The sequence below is a fragment of the Rhodococcus sp. FH8 genome (assembly GCF_019266085.1).
GTDB lineage: Bacteria > Actinomycetota > Actinomycetes > Mycobacteriales > Mycobacteriaceae > Rhodococcus_F > Rhodococcus_F qingshengii.
On sequence record NZ_LPNQ01000047.1, the window covers coordinates 1 to 16,769 of the forward strand.

The 16,769-nt window shown below is 65.5% G+C and carries 20 protein-coding genes, 2 pseudogenes and 1 other annotated feature; of the genes and pseudogenes, 15 read left to right on the forward strand and 7 right to left on the reverse strand.

Going from position 1 to position 16,769, the window contains the following annotated elements; translation table 11 throughout:
* Window positions 1–48: 48 nt before the first annotated feature.
* Window positions 49–1,334, reverse strand: a protein-coding gene (locus tag ATN38_RS00935) for an IS3 family transposase (protein WP_225320459.1) whose coding sequence is annotated in 2 segments (ribosomal slippage) — window positions 49–1,031 and window positions 1,031–1,334 — 1,287 coding nt in all. Because the reading frame shifts where the segments join, the coding sequence is not laid out codon by codon here.
* Window positions 901–1,035, reverse strand: a sequence feature (AL1L pseudoknot). (Overlaps the previous gene by 135 nt.)
* A gap of 74 nt (window positions 1,335–1,408) precedes the next feature.
* On the opposite strand from ATN38_RS00935, the gene ATN38_RS00940 reads away from it, so the two are divergent.
* From ATN38_RS00940 to ATN38_RS00955, 5 genes are all read left to right on the forward strand, one after another.
* A complete protein-coding gene (locus ATN38_RS00940; protein ID WP_021334594.1) occupies window positions 1,409–1,735 on the forward strand; it encodes a hypothetical protein in 327 nt (108 codons plus the stop codon).
* A 116-nt stretch (window positions 1,736–1,851) separates the two neighbouring features.
* Window positions 1,852–1,989 (forward strand): hypothetical protein, encoded by a 138-nt coding sequence (locus ATN38_RS33295; RefSeq protein ID WP_332113079.1) that lies wholly within the window; start codon window positions 1,852–1,854, stop codon window positions 1,987–1,989.
* Entirely contained in the window at window positions 1,943–2,281 is a 339-nt protein-coding gene (locus tag ATN38_RS00945) for a recombinase family protein (protein WP_332113078.1), read from the forward strand. Before ATN38_RS33295 ends, ATN38_RS00945 begins: the two co-directional genes overlap by 47 nt.
* A 179-nt stretch (window positions 2,282–2,460) precedes the next feature.
* Window positions 2,461–3,774: an ISL3 family transposase gene (locus tag ATN38_RS00950; protein WP_021334593.1), complete on the forward strand. Its 1,314-nt coding sequence runs from the start codon at window positions 2,461–2,463 to the stop codon at window positions 3,772–3,774.
* Window positions 3,775–3,817: 43 nt separating this feature from the next.
* Window positions 3,818–4,039, forward strand: a complete 222-nt coding sequence (locus tag ATN38_RS00955) for a transposase (protein WP_021334592.1) — start codon at window positions 3,818–3,820, stop codon at window positions 4,037–4,039.
* Window positions 4,040–4,422: 383 nt separating this feature from the next.
* Here the strand turns inward: ATN38_RS00955 and ATN38_RS00960 are convergent, their stop codons facing one another.
* The gene (locus ATN38_RS00960) at window positions 4,423–5,568 is read right to left on the reverse strand and encodes an acyl-CoA dehydrogenase family protein (protein WP_021334591.1); all 1,146 of its coding nucleotides are present in this window, start codon (window positions 5,566–5,568) and stop codon (window positions 4,423–4,425) included.
* 149 nt (window positions 5,569–5,717) lie between these two features.
* Between ATN38_RS00960 and ATN38_RS00965 the strand changes: the two genes are divergently transcribed.
* Complete coding sequence (locus ATN38_RS00965) at window positions 5,718–6,395, forward strand: TetR/AcrR family transcriptional regulator (RefSeq protein ID WP_021334590.1); 678 nt, start codon at window positions 5,718–5,720, stop codon at window positions 6,393–6,395.
* A 5-nt stretch (window positions 6,396–6,400) separates the two neighbouring features.
* Here the strand turns inward: ATN38_RS00965 and ATN38_RS00970 are convergent, their stop codons facing one another.
* Entirely contained in the window at window positions 6,401–6,925 is a 525-nt protein-coding gene (locus ATN38_RS00970) for a PaaI family thioesterase (protein WP_021334589.1), read from the reverse strand.
* Window positions 6,926–7,072: 147 nt separating this feature from the next.
* Here ATN38_RS00970 and ATN38_RS00975 point away from each other — a divergent pair, with 147 nt between their 5' ends.
* A complete protein-coding gene (locus ATN38_RS00975; RefSeq protein ID WP_225320458.1) occupies window positions 7,073–7,777 on the forward strand; it encodes a 1-acyl-sn-glycerol-3-phosphate acyltransferase in 705 nt (234 codons plus the stop codon).
* Between the two features lie 51 nt (window positions 7,778–7,828).
* On the opposite strand, the gene ATN38_RS00980 is transcribed toward ATN38_RS00975, so the two are convergent.
* The 3 genes from ATN38_RS00980 to ATN38_RS00990 all read right to left on the reverse strand — a co-directional run bounded on the left by ATN38_RS00980 (window position 7,829) and on the right by ATN38_RS00990 (window position 10,892).
* Complete coding sequence (locus ATN38_RS00980) at window positions 7,829–8,503, reverse strand: transglutaminase family protein (protein WP_011331521.1); 675 nt, start codon at window positions 8,501–8,503, stop codon at window positions 7,829–7,831.
* Entirely contained in the window at window positions 8,500–9,582 is a 1,083-nt protein-coding gene (locus ATN38_RS00985) for a BtrH N-terminal domain-containing protein (RefSeq protein ID WP_030537992.1), read from the reverse strand. The genes ATN38_RS00980 and ATN38_RS00985 overlap by 4 nt, the downstream gene beginning before the upstream one ends.
* A 398-nt stretch (window positions 9,583–9,980) precedes the next feature.
* Complete coding sequence (locus tag ATN38_RS00990; RefSeq protein ID WP_021334587.1) at window positions 9,981–10,892, reverse strand: IS110 family transposase; 912 nt, start codon at window positions 10,890–10,892, stop codon at window positions 9,981–9,983.
* A 251-nt stretch (window positions 10,893–11,143) separates the two neighbouring features.
* Between ATN38_RS00990 and ATN38_RS00995 the strand changes: the two are divergent.
* A pseudogene (locus ATN38_RS00995) lies at window positions 11,144–11,431 on the forward strand (integrase core domain-containing protein); the annotation flags it as partial.
* A 54-nt stretch (window positions 11,432–11,485) separates the two neighbouring features.
* Here the strand turns inward: ATN38_RS00995 and ATN38_RS01000 are convergent.
* Entirely contained in the window at window positions 11,486–12,523 is a 1,038-nt protein-coding gene (locus tag ATN38_RS01000) for an AraC family transcriptional regulator (protein ID WP_037127318.1), read from the reverse strand.
* A gap of 113 nt (window positions 12,524–12,636) precedes the next feature.
* On the opposite strand from ATN38_RS01000, the gene ATN38_RS01005 reads away from it, so the two are divergent.
* From ATN38_RS01005 to ATN38_RS32495, 7 genes and pseudogenes are all read left to right on the forward strand, one after another.
* Window positions 12,637–12,957: a 2Fe-2S iron-sulfur cluster-binding protein gene (locus tag ATN38_RS01005; protein WP_021334585.1), complete on the forward strand. Its 321-nt coding sequence runs from the start codon at window positions 12,637–12,639 to the stop codon at window positions 12,955–12,957.
* Between the two features lie 19 nt (window positions 12,958–12,976).
* A complete protein-coding gene (locus ATN38_RS01010; RefSeq protein ID WP_021334584.1) occupies window positions 12,977–14,371 on the forward strand; it encodes a cytochrome P450 in 1,395 nt (464 codons plus the stop codon).
* On the forward strand, window positions 14,368–15,576 hold the full coding sequence (locus ATN38_RS01015; protein WP_021334583.1) for an NAD(P)/FAD-dependent oxidoreductase: 1,209 nt from the start codon (window positions 14,368–14,370) through the stop codon (window positions 15,574–15,576). Before ATN38_RS01010 ends, ATN38_RS01015 begins: the two co-directional genes overlap by 4 nt.
* Window positions 15,577–15,669: 93 nt before the next feature.
* A complete protein-coding gene (locus ATN38_RS32480) occupies window positions 15,670–15,795 on the forward strand; it encodes a fatty-acid--CoA ligase (protein WP_225320457.1) in 126 nt (41 codons plus the stop codon).
* Between the two features lie 17 nt (window positions 15,796–15,812).
* A pseudogene (locus tag ATN38_RS32485) lies at window positions 15,813–16,028 on the forward strand (AMP-binding protein); the annotation flags it as partial.
* Between the two features lie 34 nt (window positions 16,029–16,062).
* Entirely contained in the window at window positions 16,063–16,305 is a 243-nt protein-coding gene (locus ATN38_RS32490; RefSeq protein WP_021334582.1) for a hypothetical protein, read from the forward strand.
* Window positions 16,306–16,323: 18 nt separating this feature from the next.
* Window positions 16,324–16,518 (forward strand): hypothetical protein, encoded by a 195-nt coding sequence (locus ATN38_RS32495; RefSeq protein ID WP_021334581.1) that lies wholly within the window; start codon window positions 16,324–16,326, stop codon window positions 16,516–16,518.
* The last annotated feature ends 251 nt before the right edge of the window (window positions 16,519–16,769 follow it).

A 16,769-nucleotide genomic window follows, 5' to 3' on the forward strand; every position in this document is an offset into this window, starting at 1 on the left:
CGTGAGCACGGGCGTACCTTCCCGCCAGCGTTGGCGCGCTGGACTTGATCAGAATCCTGTTCGTGTACAGATCATCATCCGGGAAGGTGCGTCCTCCCGGGATCCACAGGTTTCGATCATTCCTCGGTACTCTGCTGGTGGAAGATCGTCGCAGTAGCCGTGGAGGCGTTGGTGATTGTGCCAATACACCCAGGACAAGGTCGCGAGTTCGACATCGACGGTGGTCTTCCATGGTCCGCAATGTGCTGGTCCGTAGATCAGTTCAGCTTTGTAGTAGCCGTTGACGGTCTCGGCGAGAGCGTTGTCGTAGGAATCGCCGATGGTCCCGATCGATGGGGTCGCGCCGATCTCAGCGAGGCGTTCGCCGTAGCGCAGGGATGTGAATTGACTGCCCGCATCGCTGTGGCACCGCAGCCCGGTGAAGGTGGTTCCGCGTGACCATCGGGCCATTTCGATCGCATCAAGGACCATCTCGGTGCGCATATGTGGTGCGACGCGCCAGCCGACGATCATCCGACTGTAAGCGTCGGTGATGAAACAGACGTACGCGATCCCTGCCCAGGTCGCCACGTGTGTCAGGTCGGTAACCCACAGTTGGTTCGGCATAGTGGCGGTGAAATCTCGTCCGACCAGGTCCGGGTGTCGACCCATGCCGGCGGTGGGGCGGGTGGTCCGCACCCTCTTACCTCGGCAGACACCTTCGATGCCCTCGGCGCGCATCAGGCGGGCGACCTGATCACGGCCGACGTCGAGTCCGGCTCTGCGGGCGGCTTTCCACAGTTTCCGGATCCCGTAGACGCGGTAGTTGTCTTCCCACAACGTCCGAAGCGCCGGCCGCACCCGGGCATCCTTTACCGACCTCGTCGATGGTGATCGTGACCTGGCGGCGTAGTAACTGCTCGGAGCGATCTGCAGTGTCCTGCAGATGGGCTCGACCCCGAGTGGGCGTCCTGCGACGACATCGTCGCGGTTTGCGTCGATGAACGCGGTCACCTCTTGTGCTGGCGGTCGAGCTCCGCCCCGAAGAAAGACGCTGCACGCTTCAGTATTTCGTTGGCCCGCTTGAGCTCTCGATTCTCTTGCTCCAACTCCCGGATACGTTGAGCCTCCGACGTGCTCACCCCTGGCTTGGTGCCGTCGTCGATATCGGCCTGACGGACCCACGCCCGTACCGACTCGAGCCCGAACCCCAGTTGCGACGCAACCCGCGACGCCGCCCCGTGCTCGGTCCCCAACTCGGCCCGCAGTGCACGGACCATCCGCACCGCACCGGCCTTCTCCTCCGACGAATACCGACGCGTTGTCGGTCTTCCTGGCACACGTTCATTCGGCATGACTTCATCCTCGTTTCCAAGGCCAGAAGTCTCCACCGAACCCAGGGCGATTCACATGATGGAGGAATGAGGGGATGCGCCCGAACAGGTACCTCGACGATTATCTGCATGGGCTGGAGTTCCTGGGTGGGGTGTACCCCGATGATGCGGGGGCGATCGCCGAGCACGGCATAGTGGCCGCGCTCGACGATGATGACGCGTTCGTGTTCTTGCTTCGCTTGGTCGGTCCAGAAGCCCCGGCATTCGCGGATGAACTGTGGCAGTTGATCAGTGGTTTTCTGAACAGTCGCCGCGTCGAGGAGTTGTTCGGAGGCTCTGAGGATGCCGGGATGGCGGATCTCAACACAGTGAGAGGCCCGAGATACCTCCCGCCTCCTACTCGACCGAGGATCCCAAGGTGAGAGTGCCTGACGGCTACCACCGTGCCAAATAATTCAGGGAAGAACGTGCCAAATAATTCCGAGAGTCACAAGGCTACGCGAGGGTATCGACCGCCGACCAGAACCCGGAATTACAGCTGGACGCACTCAATGCGGCCGGCTGTTTTCGCGTCTGGACAGACAAGGCATCAGGCGCGAAGACGGATCGCCCTGAATTAGCGGCGTTGAATGGACGCCCTGCGCTCGGGAGACACGCTCGTCGTCTGGCGACTTGATCATCTCGGCCGCTCGCTGCCACACCTGATCGGGACCGTCGCAGAGCTGGAGGCCCGCGGAGTGGCGTTCAAATCCCTGACCGAAGCGATCGACACGACCACGCCGGGCGGCAAGCTGATCTTCCACATCTTCGGCGCCCTAGCGGAATTCGAGCGCAACCTCATCCGCGAACGCACCATCGCCGGGCTGTCGGCGGCTCGTGATCGCGGCCGGGTCGGTGGCCGACCGTCTTCGCTGACGGCCGCGAAAAAGCGGCAGGCGAAAAAGATGCGCGGCGAGGGCGTACCATGACCGAAATCGCAGAAGTGTTGAACATTGCTCGCAGCACCCCGTACCGAAACCGGCCCTTCCGGATCCGGAGTGCGTAGCTGGGGTTCGTCGGTGATGCGGTGAGGCACAAGATGTAGGGGTCCTGGGGCGTGTGAAGATGCAGGTTCTCTCGCCTCGCATCGAACACCCCAGGACCCGTTTTGAACGCTACCGCCAGCCTGCTTGCCGACACCATCTGCCGCACCGTCGAACTGGGGGTGACGATCACCGACGCGGCTGTGGCCGACGAGTTCACGCACCTGTTCTGCTCCCCGGCGACACTGGACCCGGTGTGCGCCGAGTGCGGGGCGGCGGGCCGGCTGCGGGACCACATCCAGCGGAGAGTCACCGATCTACCGATCGTGGGTCACCCCACCAGACTGCATGTGCGGGTACCGCGTTTCACCTGCGACAACACCGAGTGCGCCACGAGGATCTTCCAGCAGCGCATGCCGTCGTTGGCCGAGCCGAGAGCCAAGACCACACGCCGCTGTACCCGCTGGATTCTGCAGCGTCTGGCGATCGACCGCACCAGCGTCTCGGCGGTGGCCAAGGCCCTCGGGCTGGGCTGGGATCTGGTCAACGACCTTGCCGTCTCCGAGACCCGCACGATGGTCTACGGCCAGCCCGGACACTTCGACGGCGTGCGTGTCCTCGGGGTCGATGAGCACAAGTGGAAGCACGTCCGCGGTGACGGCTCCTCGTCGTTCGTCACCGTCTTGGTCGACCTGACCCCTGTAGTGGACGGCACCGGCCCGTCTCGGCTGCTGGATATGATCGCCGGCCGCTCGGCGAAGGTCTTCACCGAGTGGCTCGACGCCCGTGACCAGGACTTCCGGGATCGGGTCAAGGTGGTGACGATGGACGGATTCTCCGGCTACCACTCCGCCGCAGCCAAGGCAGTTCCCGCTGCCCGGACGGTGATGAATCCGTTCCACGTCGTGCACCTCGCCGCGGACAAGCTCACCGTCTGCCGCCAGCGCATCCAGCAGGCCACCACCGGGCACCGGGGCCGCGGCGGCGATCCGCTGTATGGGATCCGCCGGACACTCAACACCCGGGCCGAGCTGCTCACCGACAAGCAGAAAGTCCGCCTGTTCACAGCGTTCACCGCCCATGATGCGCACGCGGCGGTGGAGGTCACCTACGGCGTCTACCAGCGACTCATCACCGCCTACGAGGCCTCGGGCAAGCGGGAGGGCAAGATCGCGATGTACAAGCTCCTGCGCTCGATCCGAACCGGGGTGCCCAAGGAATTGCCCGAGCTCGCCCAGCTGGGCCGGTCGCTGTGGAAGCGCCACCGGGAGATCCTCGCCTACTTCGACATCGGCGCCTCCAACGGCCCCGTCGAGGCCATCAACGGCCGCCTCGAACACCTCCGCGGAATCGCCCTGGGCTTCCGGAACCTCAAGCACTACATCTTGCGGTCACTTATCCACTCCGGACAGCTCCAGAACCGGATCAACGCACTCTAAATCCGGAAGGGCCCGTAAAGCTGCCGAGAAGACCCTCGCGACCTTGCCGTCGTGCCCGATTCCCGAGATCGCCCGACTGGGACGAACGCTCCGCAAGTGGAAGGACTCCTTCCTCGCGTACTGGACCACCGACCGCTCCAACAACGGCGGAACCGAAGCGATCAACGGCCTCATCGAACTCCACCGGTGCCTGGCCCGCGGCTACCGCAACCGCGACAACTACCGCCTCCGCATGCTCCTCATCGCCGGGGGACTACGGGCCTGACCCCACACTCAGATGCGAAGAGCCTGTTTGCTTGGTCGCTTTCACACCTCACACGGAGGTCTCCCTCATGTCAGCCCGCCATGCCGACCGGTGACACAACGTCCGCGGTCAGTACACCTAGGGGTCAATTTTCACCCGCGGTTGACAGAAGCATGACGTGGGGGTGTCCGCGGCGAGCCGGACCCTGTCGGTGAGGGCGGCGCGCTGGTCACGGACCTCTTGCCCTGGGGCGCGTTGACGTGTCGGCAACGTCTAACATCCTCAGCGGCCGCGTCTTGTGCCCCCGCTCGATCCCCGAGGCTGCGACGGGAGTCGACGCGCCGATGCTCGACGCCCGTCGCGGGAACCCGCCCCGAGCCCGGAATGTTCGGTGGCGGAGGGGCTCACAAGGAGCGGCTGATTATCTCCTTCATGATCTCCGAGCTCCCCGCGTAGATCTGGGAGACGCGCAGGTCGGCCCAGGCGCGGGCGATGGGGTACTCGTTCATGTAGCCATATCCGCCGTGCAGCTGGAGGCACGCATCGGCGACTCGCTGGGCCCGCTCGGAGCACCACAACTTCGCCATGGCTGCGGTGGGGATGTCCAGTTCCCCATCGAGGTGCAGTTCGATGCACTCATCGACGAAGGCACGCGCGACCCGCGCCTCGGTGGCAACCTCAGCCATCTTGAACTTGGTGTTCTGGAACCCCCAGATCGGGCGTCCGAACGCGCTGCGGTCGCGCACGTAGCGCAGTGTCTCGGTCAGACACAACTCCATGGCCGCTACGTTCGACACGGCGACGAGCAGTCGCTCCTGGGGAAGCTGCTCCATCAGCTGGATGAAGCCCTGTCCTTCGGTGTGACCGAGCAGGCTGGTGGCGGGGACGCGGACGTTGTCGAAGAAGAGTTCGGAGGTGTCCTGTCCCTTCATGCCGATCTTGTCGAGGACCCGCCCCCTCGAGAATCCCTCAGCCGCGGTGGGCACCAGCATCAGCGAGATCCCGGCCGCTTTGTCGTCGGGATCGGTCTTGGCGACGGTGAGGACGAGATCGGCCTGAGAACCGTTGGTGATGAAGGTCTTCGAGCCGCTGACGACGTACTCCTCGCCTTGCCGGATCGCTTTGGTCTTGATGTTCTGCAGGTCCGAACCGGTACCAGGCTCGGTCATCGCGATCGCTCCGACGACCTCGCCGGACGCCATCTTCGGCAACCACTGCTGCTTCTGGTCCTCGGTGCCGTAGGCGAGCAGGTAGTGCGCGACGATGCCGTTGTGTAGGGAGGCGCCCCACGAGCTGTCACCGACTCGCGCCTGCTCCTCGATGAGGATGGCTTCGTGAGCGAAGGTCCCGCCGCCGCCGCCGTACTCCTCGGGGATGGAGAGGCACAGCAGACCCACCGCTCCGGCGCGGTTCCACAGGTCCCGGTCGACGTGCTTGTCGGCGATGAAGGTCTCGATGTGCGGCCTGATTTCCTTCTCGCAGAAAGTGCGGGCCAGGTCACGCAGGTCGTTGAGGTCGTCGTCCATCCACGGGGAACGGCGAGCGGTCATGGGAGCCTCCGGATCATTGGGTACAGGGTGTACCCCCATCAGACCACGGCCGCCGTCCTGGGTACAAGGTGTCCCACGTCGGCGTCGGGCGCTGCTCGGCGTGTGCGGCACCGAGCTGAGTCGTCGCGCCGCGCCTGTAGGCTGCGCGGGTGGTGGAAGTGAGACGATGGGCTGACTCGACCGTCCGACGGCGGTCGTCGCGTGACGAGCTGGCTCGTAACGAGAAGCGCGAGCGCGTGGTCCAGGCTGCGAAGCAGGTCATCGACGAGTCCGGGATCGACGTCGGCACCGCTCTCATCGCGGAGCGGGCTGGCATTCCCAGGCCGCACGTCTACCGCAACTTCACCAGCCGAGACGACCTGGACGACCAGGTGGCCAGGAGAGCAGCGCAGGACCTGATCGCGCGGGTGCGCCCGCACCTGACCCGACGAGGCACACCTCAGCAGGTCGTCGAGGGGTTGGTGCGCGCCTGCGCCACCTGGGCCGAGGAGCATCCGCATCTCTACCGCTTCCTGGCAGCCCGTGGGCAGAGTCGGACCCTGCATCGTGCCCGGATGGGGCGGTCGCGCCTCCTCGACGAGATCGCTGCGGCTGCCCGCGGGTACACCAAATCGGGTGTGGCGAGCTTTCCGGAAGGCATCCTGGTCGGGGTGATGGGGATGGTGGATGCCACCGTCATCTGGTGGCTCGACCAGCGAGACGAGTCCCTGGACGTCATGGTCGGACGGCTCGCTGGTCACGTCACCCTCGTGCTCCGGGATGCGCTGGCCGGCCACGGGATCCCGCTCGACCCTGCGGTCGAGCTGGAGCCGTTCGTAGCGGAATGAGGATGTCAGGGACCGGTCGTGGCCGTGCCCTGCTCGAAGTGCTTGAGGTCGACGACGATGAACGTTGCGTGCGCGGTGGCGACCTTGTCGCCGACTTGGTCGACCGCCTCGGCGTCCACGTGCAGTCGTCGTCCCGCATGGTCGCGGACGCGGGCGGTGAACTCGTAGTCGGTCCCCAGTAGGACCGGCCGGAGGTACTCGACGGTCAGTGACCGGGTCACGGCGAGCTCTCCGACGCGGTAGAGGAGGAAGCCGAAAAGGTCGTCGAACGCCGCGGCCACAAGACCGCCGTGGGTGATCCCTGGCGCACCCTCCTGGCGGTGGTCGAAGCGGTGCACACAATACACACCGTCCTCGGTGGCGTCGACCTGCAGAGCGAGCCCGGCGGGGTTCTCCGTGCCGCATCCCGCGCAGGTGGGGGAGTGTGAGGGAAGGCGGCCGGATTCGGATGGCTGTGGTCGCGACATGGCACTGATCCACGCTTCCAGCGTCGTCGGCGCAACGGGACCGTGCTCGTGGTGGCTGCTCATGATTCGCGGTTCGGCTGCGCGGTCAAAGTGGCGGGAAGGTCGCTCATGATCGGCTCCTCGAGGGTCACGACGGACAGGCGGACGGTGAAATGGAGTCTAGTTTGTCTCCATCCAGACGTTTACCCGGCATCTGTCTACACTCGTCGGGTGATCCGAGAGGTGCTCAGGACCGATCGACGGCTTGGTGCCGAACCCAGGGGCTTCGCGTGGTGGCTCTCGCTCCTGGTGTGCAAGCCGTTCCTGCTCGTGCTGCGTCGCCCGGATTGGCGTGGTGTCGAGCACGTCCCAAGGTCCGGCGGAGCGGTGCTCGCCGCGAACCACGTGTCGCACATCGACCCCCTGCTTGTCGCGGAGATGATCCTCGCCCAGCGACGGGTGCCCCGTTTCCTGGCCAAGGACAGCCTCTTCGCGGTCCCGGTCGTGGGGTGGTGGTTCCGCTCCGCGGGTCACGTCGAGGTCGACCGGTCGGCTGGAAAGGCTGGCTATCGCAGGGCCGTGGAAGCCGTGGCGCGAGGTCAACTGGTCCTGGTCTACCCGGAGGGCTCCATCACCAAGCGAGAGGACGGACTGCCCATAGCGATGAAGTCCGGCGCCGTCCGCATCGCCTTGGCGGCGTCTGTTCCCCTTCTCCCGGTGGCGCAGTGGGGGGCGCAGGAGATTCTCCTTCCCTACAGTGGGCGTCTTCGCCTGGGCTGGCGTCGACCGGTGAGTCTCGTCGTCGGGCCCCCGGTCCCCTTCGAAGACCTCCACGACCTGGGGGAGACCTGGGCTGTGAAGGAAGGGTGTCGGCGGTTGGAGGCCGCCATCACCGCGATGGTCGATCAGCTGGCAGGGGTCCCGGCGGATCGGTGAACCGTGCCCGTGGCGGCATCGATCGAACGGCGTGGTCGCCGATGCCGACTCTCACGGTTCGAAGGCGGGATCCTGGCGGACCGGTCCTGAGGTGCCGCTCTGCGTCAGGCCGGGCCCGTAGGTCTCGTGCAGGGTCCGCATGATGTCGTCGTACGGGAGGTCGAGGTAGGTCCCTCTCTCTCGTACGTATTCCATGTGTCGACGACCGGCGCCGTCTGCGGCGTGGAGCAGCGCGTCTTGGGTCCCGTCGAAGTCCAGCGGGGGAACGCCGAACCGCTCACACAGCTCGGTGTTGAAGGCCGGCGAGCCCTTGTGCCAGTGACCGTTGACGTGGACGGCGGTCCACCCGTGATAGACGAAGAGATCGGTGCCCATCACCGACAGCAGTTGTTCGCTATTCAGATGGTTGCGCACGTCGGAGAAACCCAGCACGGCCGGAATCCCGACCGCGCGCAAACTGGCGGTGAGCAGCACCGCCTTCGGCACGCACCAAGTGGGGCCGCCGTTCAAGATAGAGCTGGCCTTGTAGTGGTCGCGATCGGGCGTGACACCGTACGGGTTGTAGCGAAGGCGGTCGCGGACCTCCGCGAAGATCCGCCGGACACGCTCGTGTGGGTCGTCCGCTCCCTCCACCACCGATGAGGCGAACCGACGGATTGCCGGGTGGTCGCTATCGACGAAGTAGCCGGACGCCACCGCATCGCTCGGCTCGTGCTGGCCGCTCACCAGACGACCGCCCGAGTGTTCGTGGCAGCCCCGGCGGCCTCGAGCGCGCGCACGAGCTCCCGCTCCAACTTTGGGAGTGTGGCGGCGACCCGGGCTGCTTCCCGGGCACGCTCGCGGGCCGGGGCCCCGTTGCTGCGCGCCAGGGAGGCGACCTGCGACCAGGTCGCGGCGCAGCGACGGGCACTGTCGGACACTGCGGCGGCCGCAGAGTCGTCGGTCAACCGGGCAATGTCGTGCGCGCCGCTGGCCAGCAGCTTGCGGAAGAGTCCGCCGCCGGTACCTGCCTTCTCGACGAACGCGCGCAGGCCGAGGAGGAGCAGGTGCAGCACGTCGTCGGGGAATACTTCGGGCCATCGCGGGAGGTCGTCGGCGAACAGGTCGACGGCGGCGAGTCCGGTGGCTCCGACCGCCGTGTCGCTGCCAGAGACGATCGACGGTCCGTCCGAGGCGGTCATGGCAGCGGCCGCCTGGGCGAACGCGGCACGACTGGCGACCGTCAGGTCAGGGAGCTTCTGGGGCCACTCGATGTCGAAGAAGGTGTGACGCGTCGGGACCGGGAAGCCCTGCGAGGACCGCGCCTTGGCCAGCGCGTCGTAGGGCACCATCTGCACGTCCTCGCGGTCGTTGTCGACGACGTGCGCGATCTGATGCTCGTCGTCGTACCCGATGACCACGATGTCGTGCCTGCTCATCTGGAGCTGGACCCGCAGGTATGGCAGCTCTGCAATGTCCGCCCACACGAGGGCTGGGCGGCCACGCTGGATGGAGTCACGCACCCAAGCCCATCCCTCGCTCGGGTCGTCGGTGGCGTGCACCGAGACCGCTGCCCCCAGGCGCATCGGCAGGTCTGTCTCCAGGTCGCCTCCGCGGCCTACGAGGTAGATCGGGGGCATGAGCTCGGTGTCCCGGACGTAAGCGAGGTCCAGGGAGCCGCTCAGTGCGAAGACGAGTCCTTCGTCAGGAGGGCCGTTCCACCCAAGTCCGGCCCATTCCAGCAGGTCCCGCATTGCGCCGGAGCCGCAGTGACCGCCCAGGCGGTGGGGGTAGGGACTGACGACGCGTTGCTGAGAGCTAGCCATGTACTTCATCCTAGCCTCGGTGTTTCATGGGGATCTTCGGTTTTCTGGGCCGAAATAGACCGAAGTGCTTCCTGAGCAGGGGAAACTGGGAGTTGTCTAAAGCTCCAGGTTCTCAAGCAGAAAGCACTCGGTAGGTGAAGCGTACTTCGTGGTCGGCCGGTCTGTCGTTCTCCGCCTGTGATGTCGGGGTGATTTCTCACGCCGGGACGATCGCTCCCCGCCTTTTGGCTGATCGGGTCGGCCTGACCGCCGAACTGTCCAAGGCGATGGCACGCCGCCGGTCCGTCCCGATCCACGACCGTGGTCGCGTGCTGACCGATGTCGCGGTCATGCTCGCCGGTGGTGGCGAGACCATCGCCGATATCCGCGTTCTGCGCCACCAATCCGGCCACGGCAACTCACCGAAGATCAGGCCGCGCCGACCTCAACGTCGCTGGAACGAGGTTAAGTCGGAACCGATTGGTTTTTCCCGAGGATGCGGGAATCGGTGAGGCTCCGCACAACGCGGCGAACGAGGATTCCGATCGAAGCCGTTCAGGATTCGAGCCTGCGGTCACCAGGAGCGTAGCCGTGGTGATCACGGCAAACCCTTTGGTGGCGATCATTGCGGGAGCCACAGTCGAGACAAGCTCCCGCAAGTCTTCCTCGAGCTCCTCGATCTCGCTCGTCAAGTATCGGTGGCGACGCGCCAGACGCCGAAGAGCGTGGCCAGTTGCGGCATCTACCGACGCGGTGGGGGCACAGGGCCTGGTAGCGGCGAGGTCCGCGATCACATCGTGCTCGCTGACTCTCGACCACCGCGTTCGGATCTCCTCCGGGGCGGTGACCAGCAATGACTTGATCTGGCGGATCACGGCCACGCGGGCTTTGACGGCGCTGCGGCGAACGGTTAGCAACACACGGACCTGTTCGACGAGACCGTCGCCAGATTTAGCCGCGGGTAACGACTCCGGGTCGGCCAGTACCTGTTGCGCAGCAGCATAGGCATCGATCGGGTCGGACTTCCCACGTCGTCGTTGCGAGCGTCGGGGACGGATGATCTCGCGGATATCGACCCGCCGCTCCCTGAGGTGTCGGGCGAGTCCGGCGCCATAGGAACTCGTGCCCTCGATCCCAACGAGTTGGATGTTTCCTAGCGACCCGAGATAGGTCAGGAGCCTGTCGTAGCCGGCAGCGGTCGCTGGAATTTGTCGATCGCCGAGCCGCCTGCCGCTCAAGTCGAGGACCGCGACGTGGTGGTTATCGGCGTGCGTGTCGACTCCAGCAACGATGTGGACAGCAGCTGTGGACTCGTTGAGAAATGTTGTCATGATGAAGCCGTGCCTTCCTCCAGAGGGCACATCGGCCAGAGGTCGGGCAGACAAGACGTTGACGGGGCTGACCAGGCTCGTATGAAGTCATGCTCGCCTCTGGCCGACATGCATCGGACAGCGCCACCGCCACCAGCGCGCGGACGGATCAATTGCAAGACAAGCCCTGCGGCCGTCAGTCACCTACAGAGTCACACGCGTCGGCAACGAGGCCCTTCCATCATCAACGTCACCTACTCGTGCACCAGCCCCAACAGGACCTGGTCGCCTCGGTGGGCTCACGAGGCGACTCCTACGACAACGCGATGGCCGAGGCGTTCAACTCGCTGTCCAAGGCCGAGTTGGTCCGCAACCGTCACAAGGGGCCCTGGCGAGCTATCGACGACCTCGAGATCGCTGTCGCCGAGTACATCGACTGGTTCAACCATCGACGGATTCACGGCGAGATCGGCTACGTCCCGCCGGCCGAATACGAAGCTCAGCACGCGGCGGCCGAACCCCAAGCAGAGCCCGTCGACGACCTCGTCGACGCCAGATAACCACCCTCTACAAAACCCGGGGCTTGACACAGGCTTCGTCGGAAGTCGGGCCTGCTACACGTTGGGCATGCCTCGCCTGCGCACCCGGCCTTTCGTGTGCCGGAATTGGCTCGGGGACTGCCCTATCCATCGCTTGAAGGCATGTGAGAAGTTGCTGAGATCGCTGTACGCGAGATCCGCGGCCACTTGGCTGATCGTTGCGGTCGGGTCGAGCAGGCGTGCGATCGCCTGTTCGCGCAGCCAGGACTCGCGGACGTCACGGAAGGTCGTGCCCTCCTCGGCGAGTCTTCTCTTCAGGGTGCTGGTCGAGACCGAGAGCTTGTCAGCAACACGGGCGCTGTGAGCCTCTCCGGGGTCCTCCTCGAGCAGGACCCGCACTCGCTCTGCGAAGGAGATCGTGCCGTGGTGTCGCTCGAGTGCTGTGCGTAGGTCCGCGATCGCGACGCGGTAAGCAACGGGGTCTGCGAAGCGGCACACCTCCTCGAGCGCGTCCTGGGGGGCCTGCACGTACGAGGTGGGCGCGTCGAAGACGACGCGCCCACCTCGGGACTGCGCCCACCCCGCGGCAGACGCCGGCGCTGGCCACTCCAGGTACAGCGTGACCGAGGGCAGGGTCCCTGCGAGCAGGTCCAATAGTCGCAGCACCGTGGACCCGCCGTAGGCGATGACGAGGCGGTCCAAGTCCGGGTCGCGGGTGTGTGCAGTGAGCCCGATGGTGAGGCCACTTCCGTTCGGGTGGACGTGGGGGTGCAGGGCGGTGGAGATCAAGGGCAGAAAGGCGAGCAGTTCCACGACTTCTGCGACCGAGCCCGCGCTCACCAGCGGTACGCTCAGCGGCCCGAAGGAGGTCAGCTGGGAGTGTTCGGCAAAGGCGAAACCCAACTGGGTCGCCTGGGCGCTGTCGAGGTCCGGGTACACCTCTCGGAACCAGCGCACCGGCGCCTGCTGGTCCCGGGCGAGAAGTGCGGTCTCGTCGGTCCCTTCCCGCGCCATCACCGTGCGGAACCGGGCGGCAGCTTCACTGTCGATCACGGAGCTGTTGAGCATCTGCGCGAACGCGAGAGGCGGGACGCCGGGTTCGTACACACGCATTGCACGCACCCCTTGAGCCGAAATCACAACATTCTGACTGATGTGATCATAGCCATACCCCCTGCGTAGTCGCTACGCTTTCATCACGTTTTCGATCGTGAGGAGTCAAGCCAATGGGTGTAGTCACCTTTGTTTCCTACGACGGCGAGAAGTATGAGGCGCCCCTGGACGAGGGACGGTCGCTCATGCAGGTCGCGGTCGACAACATGGTGCCGGGCATCGACGGCGATTGTGGGGGAGAGGCCGCGTGCGGCACCTGTCACGTGATCGTCGACCCGCAGTGGTCTGAGAAGGTGGGTCTATCCGGACCTGTCGAGGAGGAGATGCTGTCGATGAATCCTGAGCGGCAGCCGACCTCCCGGCTGTCTTGCCAGATGGCGGTGTCGCAGGAGTGGGACGGCCTGGTCGTTCAGCTGCCCGAGTTCCAGATTTGATCGAAAGGAAAGTGGATCGATGATTGCGAGCATTGCAGACACGCTGAGCGAGAAGGTCCAGTCGACCCTCCCGATGGGGCTGCAGATCCGGGGCGCCCATCTCTACGACAAGACCCGTCGTTGGGTGACCGGAACGAACGGGCAGAAGATCTTCGTCGAGACCCCGATCCCGCCGGTGGACGAGGTCGAGCTCGCTGACATCGACCTGAGCAACCCCTTCCTGTACCGCCAGGGCAGGTGGAAGTCGTACTACGAGCGTGTGCGCAACGAAGCGCCCGTGCACTACCAGCCCAACAGTCCCTTCGGTCCCTTCTGGTCGGTCACACGGCACGCCGACATCATCGCCGTCGACAAGAACCACGAGGTCTTCTCCGCCGAGCCCTTCATCATCATCGGCCAACCACCCCGGTTCATGGATGTCGCGATGTTCATCGCCATGGACCCGCCCAAGCACGACGCGCAACGGGCCGCCGTTCAAGGGGTCGTCGCCCCGAAGAACCTTCGCGAGATGGAGGCCCTGATCCGCTCGCGCGTCCAGGAGGTGCTGGACGAACTCCCGATCGGTGAGCCGTTCAACTGGGTCGACCTGGTGTCCATCGAGTTGACCGCTCGAATGCTCGCGACGCTGCTGGACTTCCCCTACGACCAACGACGCAAGCTCGTCGAGTGGTCCGACCTCGCCACCGCGATGGAGCAGGCCAACGGCGGACCCTCCGACAACGACGAGATCTTCCGCGGCTTCGTCGACGCGGCGCGAGGGCTCAGTGCGCACTGGCACGACAAGGCGGCTCGGCTCGCGGCCGGCGAGGAGCCCGGATTCGACCTGATCACGATGTTGCAGAGCAATGAAGACACCAAGGACTTAATCGACCGCCCCATGGAGTTCCTGGGCAACTTGATCCTGCTGATCGTCGGCGGTAACGACACCACGCGCAACTCGATGAGCGGCGGTGTGCTGGCGCTCAACCAGTTCCCTGAGCAGTTCGAGAAGCTCAAGGCGAATCCGGACCTGATCCCGAACATGGTCTCGGAAGTCATTCGTTGGCAGACACCGCTGGCGTACATGCGCCGGGTCGCGAAGAAGGATACCGTGCTGAATGGGCAGTTCATTCGCAAGGGCGACAAGGTGGTCATGTGGTATGCCTCGGGGAACCGGGACGAGCGTGTCTTCGAACGACCTGACGAGCTGATCATCGACCGCAAGAACGCGCGCAACCACATTTCCTTCGGGTTCGGGGTGCACCGGTGCATGGGCAACCGGCTGGCTGAGCTCCAGCTGAGGATCCTGTGGGAGGAGTTGCTTCCTCGGTTCGAGGACATCGAGGTCGTCGGTGAGCCGGAGTACGTGCAGTCTAACTTCGTCAGGGGCATTAGCAAGCTCATGGTGCGCCTGACCCCGAAGCAGGACGCATGACGCAGGGGACCGCGCTCGTGGTCGGAGCCAGTCACTCGGGGGCTCAACTGGCGGCCAGCCTCCGGCAGGAAGGCTGGGCCGGCGAGATCGTCCTCATCGGTGACGAGGGCGCACTGCCCTACCAGCGACCGCCGCTGTCCAAGGCCTACCTCGCCGGCAAGAGCACGCTGGAGGAGTTGGCGATCCGGAAGGCGGACTTCTACGCCAAGCAGCAGATCCAGCTGGTCAATGCGCGAGTGGAGTCGATCGATCGCACAGAGCGGCGGGTGATGCTGGCCGGCGGCAAGAGCATGTCCTACGACAAGCTGGCGCTGTGCACCGGTGGCCGGGCACGGCGACTCCCCGTGCCGGGAGCCGACCTCCCGGGCGTCCACTACTTGCGCACGTTCTCCGACGTGGAGCAGATCCGAGAGTCGGCGCAACCGGGTCGGCGAGCGGTCATCGTCGGCGGCGGCTACATCGGACTGGAGACAGCCGCCTCCCTGCGTGCGCTTGGACTGGACGTCACCGTTCTTGAGGCCGCCGACCGTGTGCTCGAGCGGGTCACCGCCCCGGAGGTATCGGCGTTCTACGAGCGCGTCCACCGCGACGCGGGAGTGACCGTCCGCACCCGGGCGCTCGTCGAGGCTTTGGGTGGCGACGACCGGGTCCGAGAGGTCCGGCTGGCCGGTGGTGAAAAAGTCCCAGCGGACCTCGTCGTCGTCGGTGTCGGGCTCCAGCCCAACACCGAACTCGCTGCCGCCGCGGGTCTCCTCGTCGACGACGGCGTCGTGATCGACGACCGGGCCCGTACCAGCGATCACGACATCGTGGCCGCGGGCGACTGCACCAGCCACGTGATGGCGAGGTACGGGCGGTGCGTCCGACTTGAGTCCGTGCCGAGCGCGGTGGAGCAGGCGAAGGTCGCCGCGGCGACCATGTGCGGCAAGGACAAGACCATCGCGGCGCTGCCGTGGTTCTGGTCGGATCAGTACGATCTCAAGCTCCAGATCGCGGGACTGAACACCGGCTACGACGAGGTCTTGCTCAGTGGTGACCCGAGCTGTGATCGCGATCGCGACTTCACCTGCTTCTACTTCCGCGCAGGGGAACTCATTGCCGCTGACTGCGTCAACCGGCCGCGCGACTTCGCCTTCAGCAAGCGGACGCTCTCTCCGGGACTCCCCGTCGGCAGAGAAGCGTTACTGGGTATCGCACCGAGCTGAGCGTCAGCTGGACCACGGGGCCGTCCGACCCGATCGGCGAGCCGTCGACACCGGCTCGCTACCCACCACCGACGGGACACCATGCAGAGCACGATGACGAACGTCCAGCTCACGACGGCAGCCATCCTGCGCCACGGTGCGAGCGTTCACGGCGCGGCGCGGGTGCGGACCTTGCAGCCGGAGGGGAGCGTCAAGATCGGTACGTTCGCGCAGGTGTGACGTCGATCTGCCAGTGGGCGCATGCGCTGCGTGCCTGTGGGGTCGCTGGCGACGAGCGCGTCGCCACGCTCATGTGCAACAACCAGGAGCACGTTGAGGCCTACTGTGCCGTCGCGTCGATGGGCGCGGTGCTGCACACGCTGAACCCTCGTCTGAGCGCCGAGCAGCTCGCCTACATCGGGAACCACGCCGAGGATCGGGGCATCATCGTGGAGGGCAGCCTGGTGCCGCTGTTCCCTATCCGCCAGACTGAGGTGAGACGCTCGCATGACGATCACTGCGACCACTGACGCGGCCATGGAGGCCTCGCGGACCACGCCGACGACCTCGGTGCAGGAGACGGTTGAGTCCCCGCGAACCGGGCGGCCGACGAGGCGGACGTTCACCGCCGAGTACAAGCGGCGCATCGCCGCCGAGTACGACCGGGCCCCGGCCGGGCAGAAGGGCCGGGTGCTGCGCCGGGAGGGCCTCTATGAGTCCAGCGTCAAGCAGTGGCGGGCCCAGATTTAAGCCGGAACACTGGGCACCGTGTCCAAGAAGAGGCCTCGAGCCGGTCAGTCCCCGGAGCAGGCGCGTATCGCCGAGCTGGAAAAGCAGATCGGCAAGCTCGAGGGGGATGCTGCCCGAAAGGACGAGGTCATCGCCGATCGTGATGCCGCGTTGGAGGTCATGGGAAAAGGTGTCGCGTTCTTGGAAGCGCTCTCCAGGAAGAACAAGGAGTGAGCCGGGCGGCCTGGCGCACCTGGCAGGCCGAGACCGTGGACCGGCTGACCGCGCTGCTCGGTGTGGTGCGGGCATTTGCCCTGGTCGGCCGGTCGCGGGCCACCCATCACCGGCAGGCGAACCCGAGGAATCGTCAAATTCTGTGGATTAAGGTGTGTCAGGCGACCTCGGATACCGGCGTGTCCGGTGACGGTTCCGGGGTGATCTCGACGGGTCGTTCGAGGAGCTTGCCCTTGTGGAACAGCGCACCG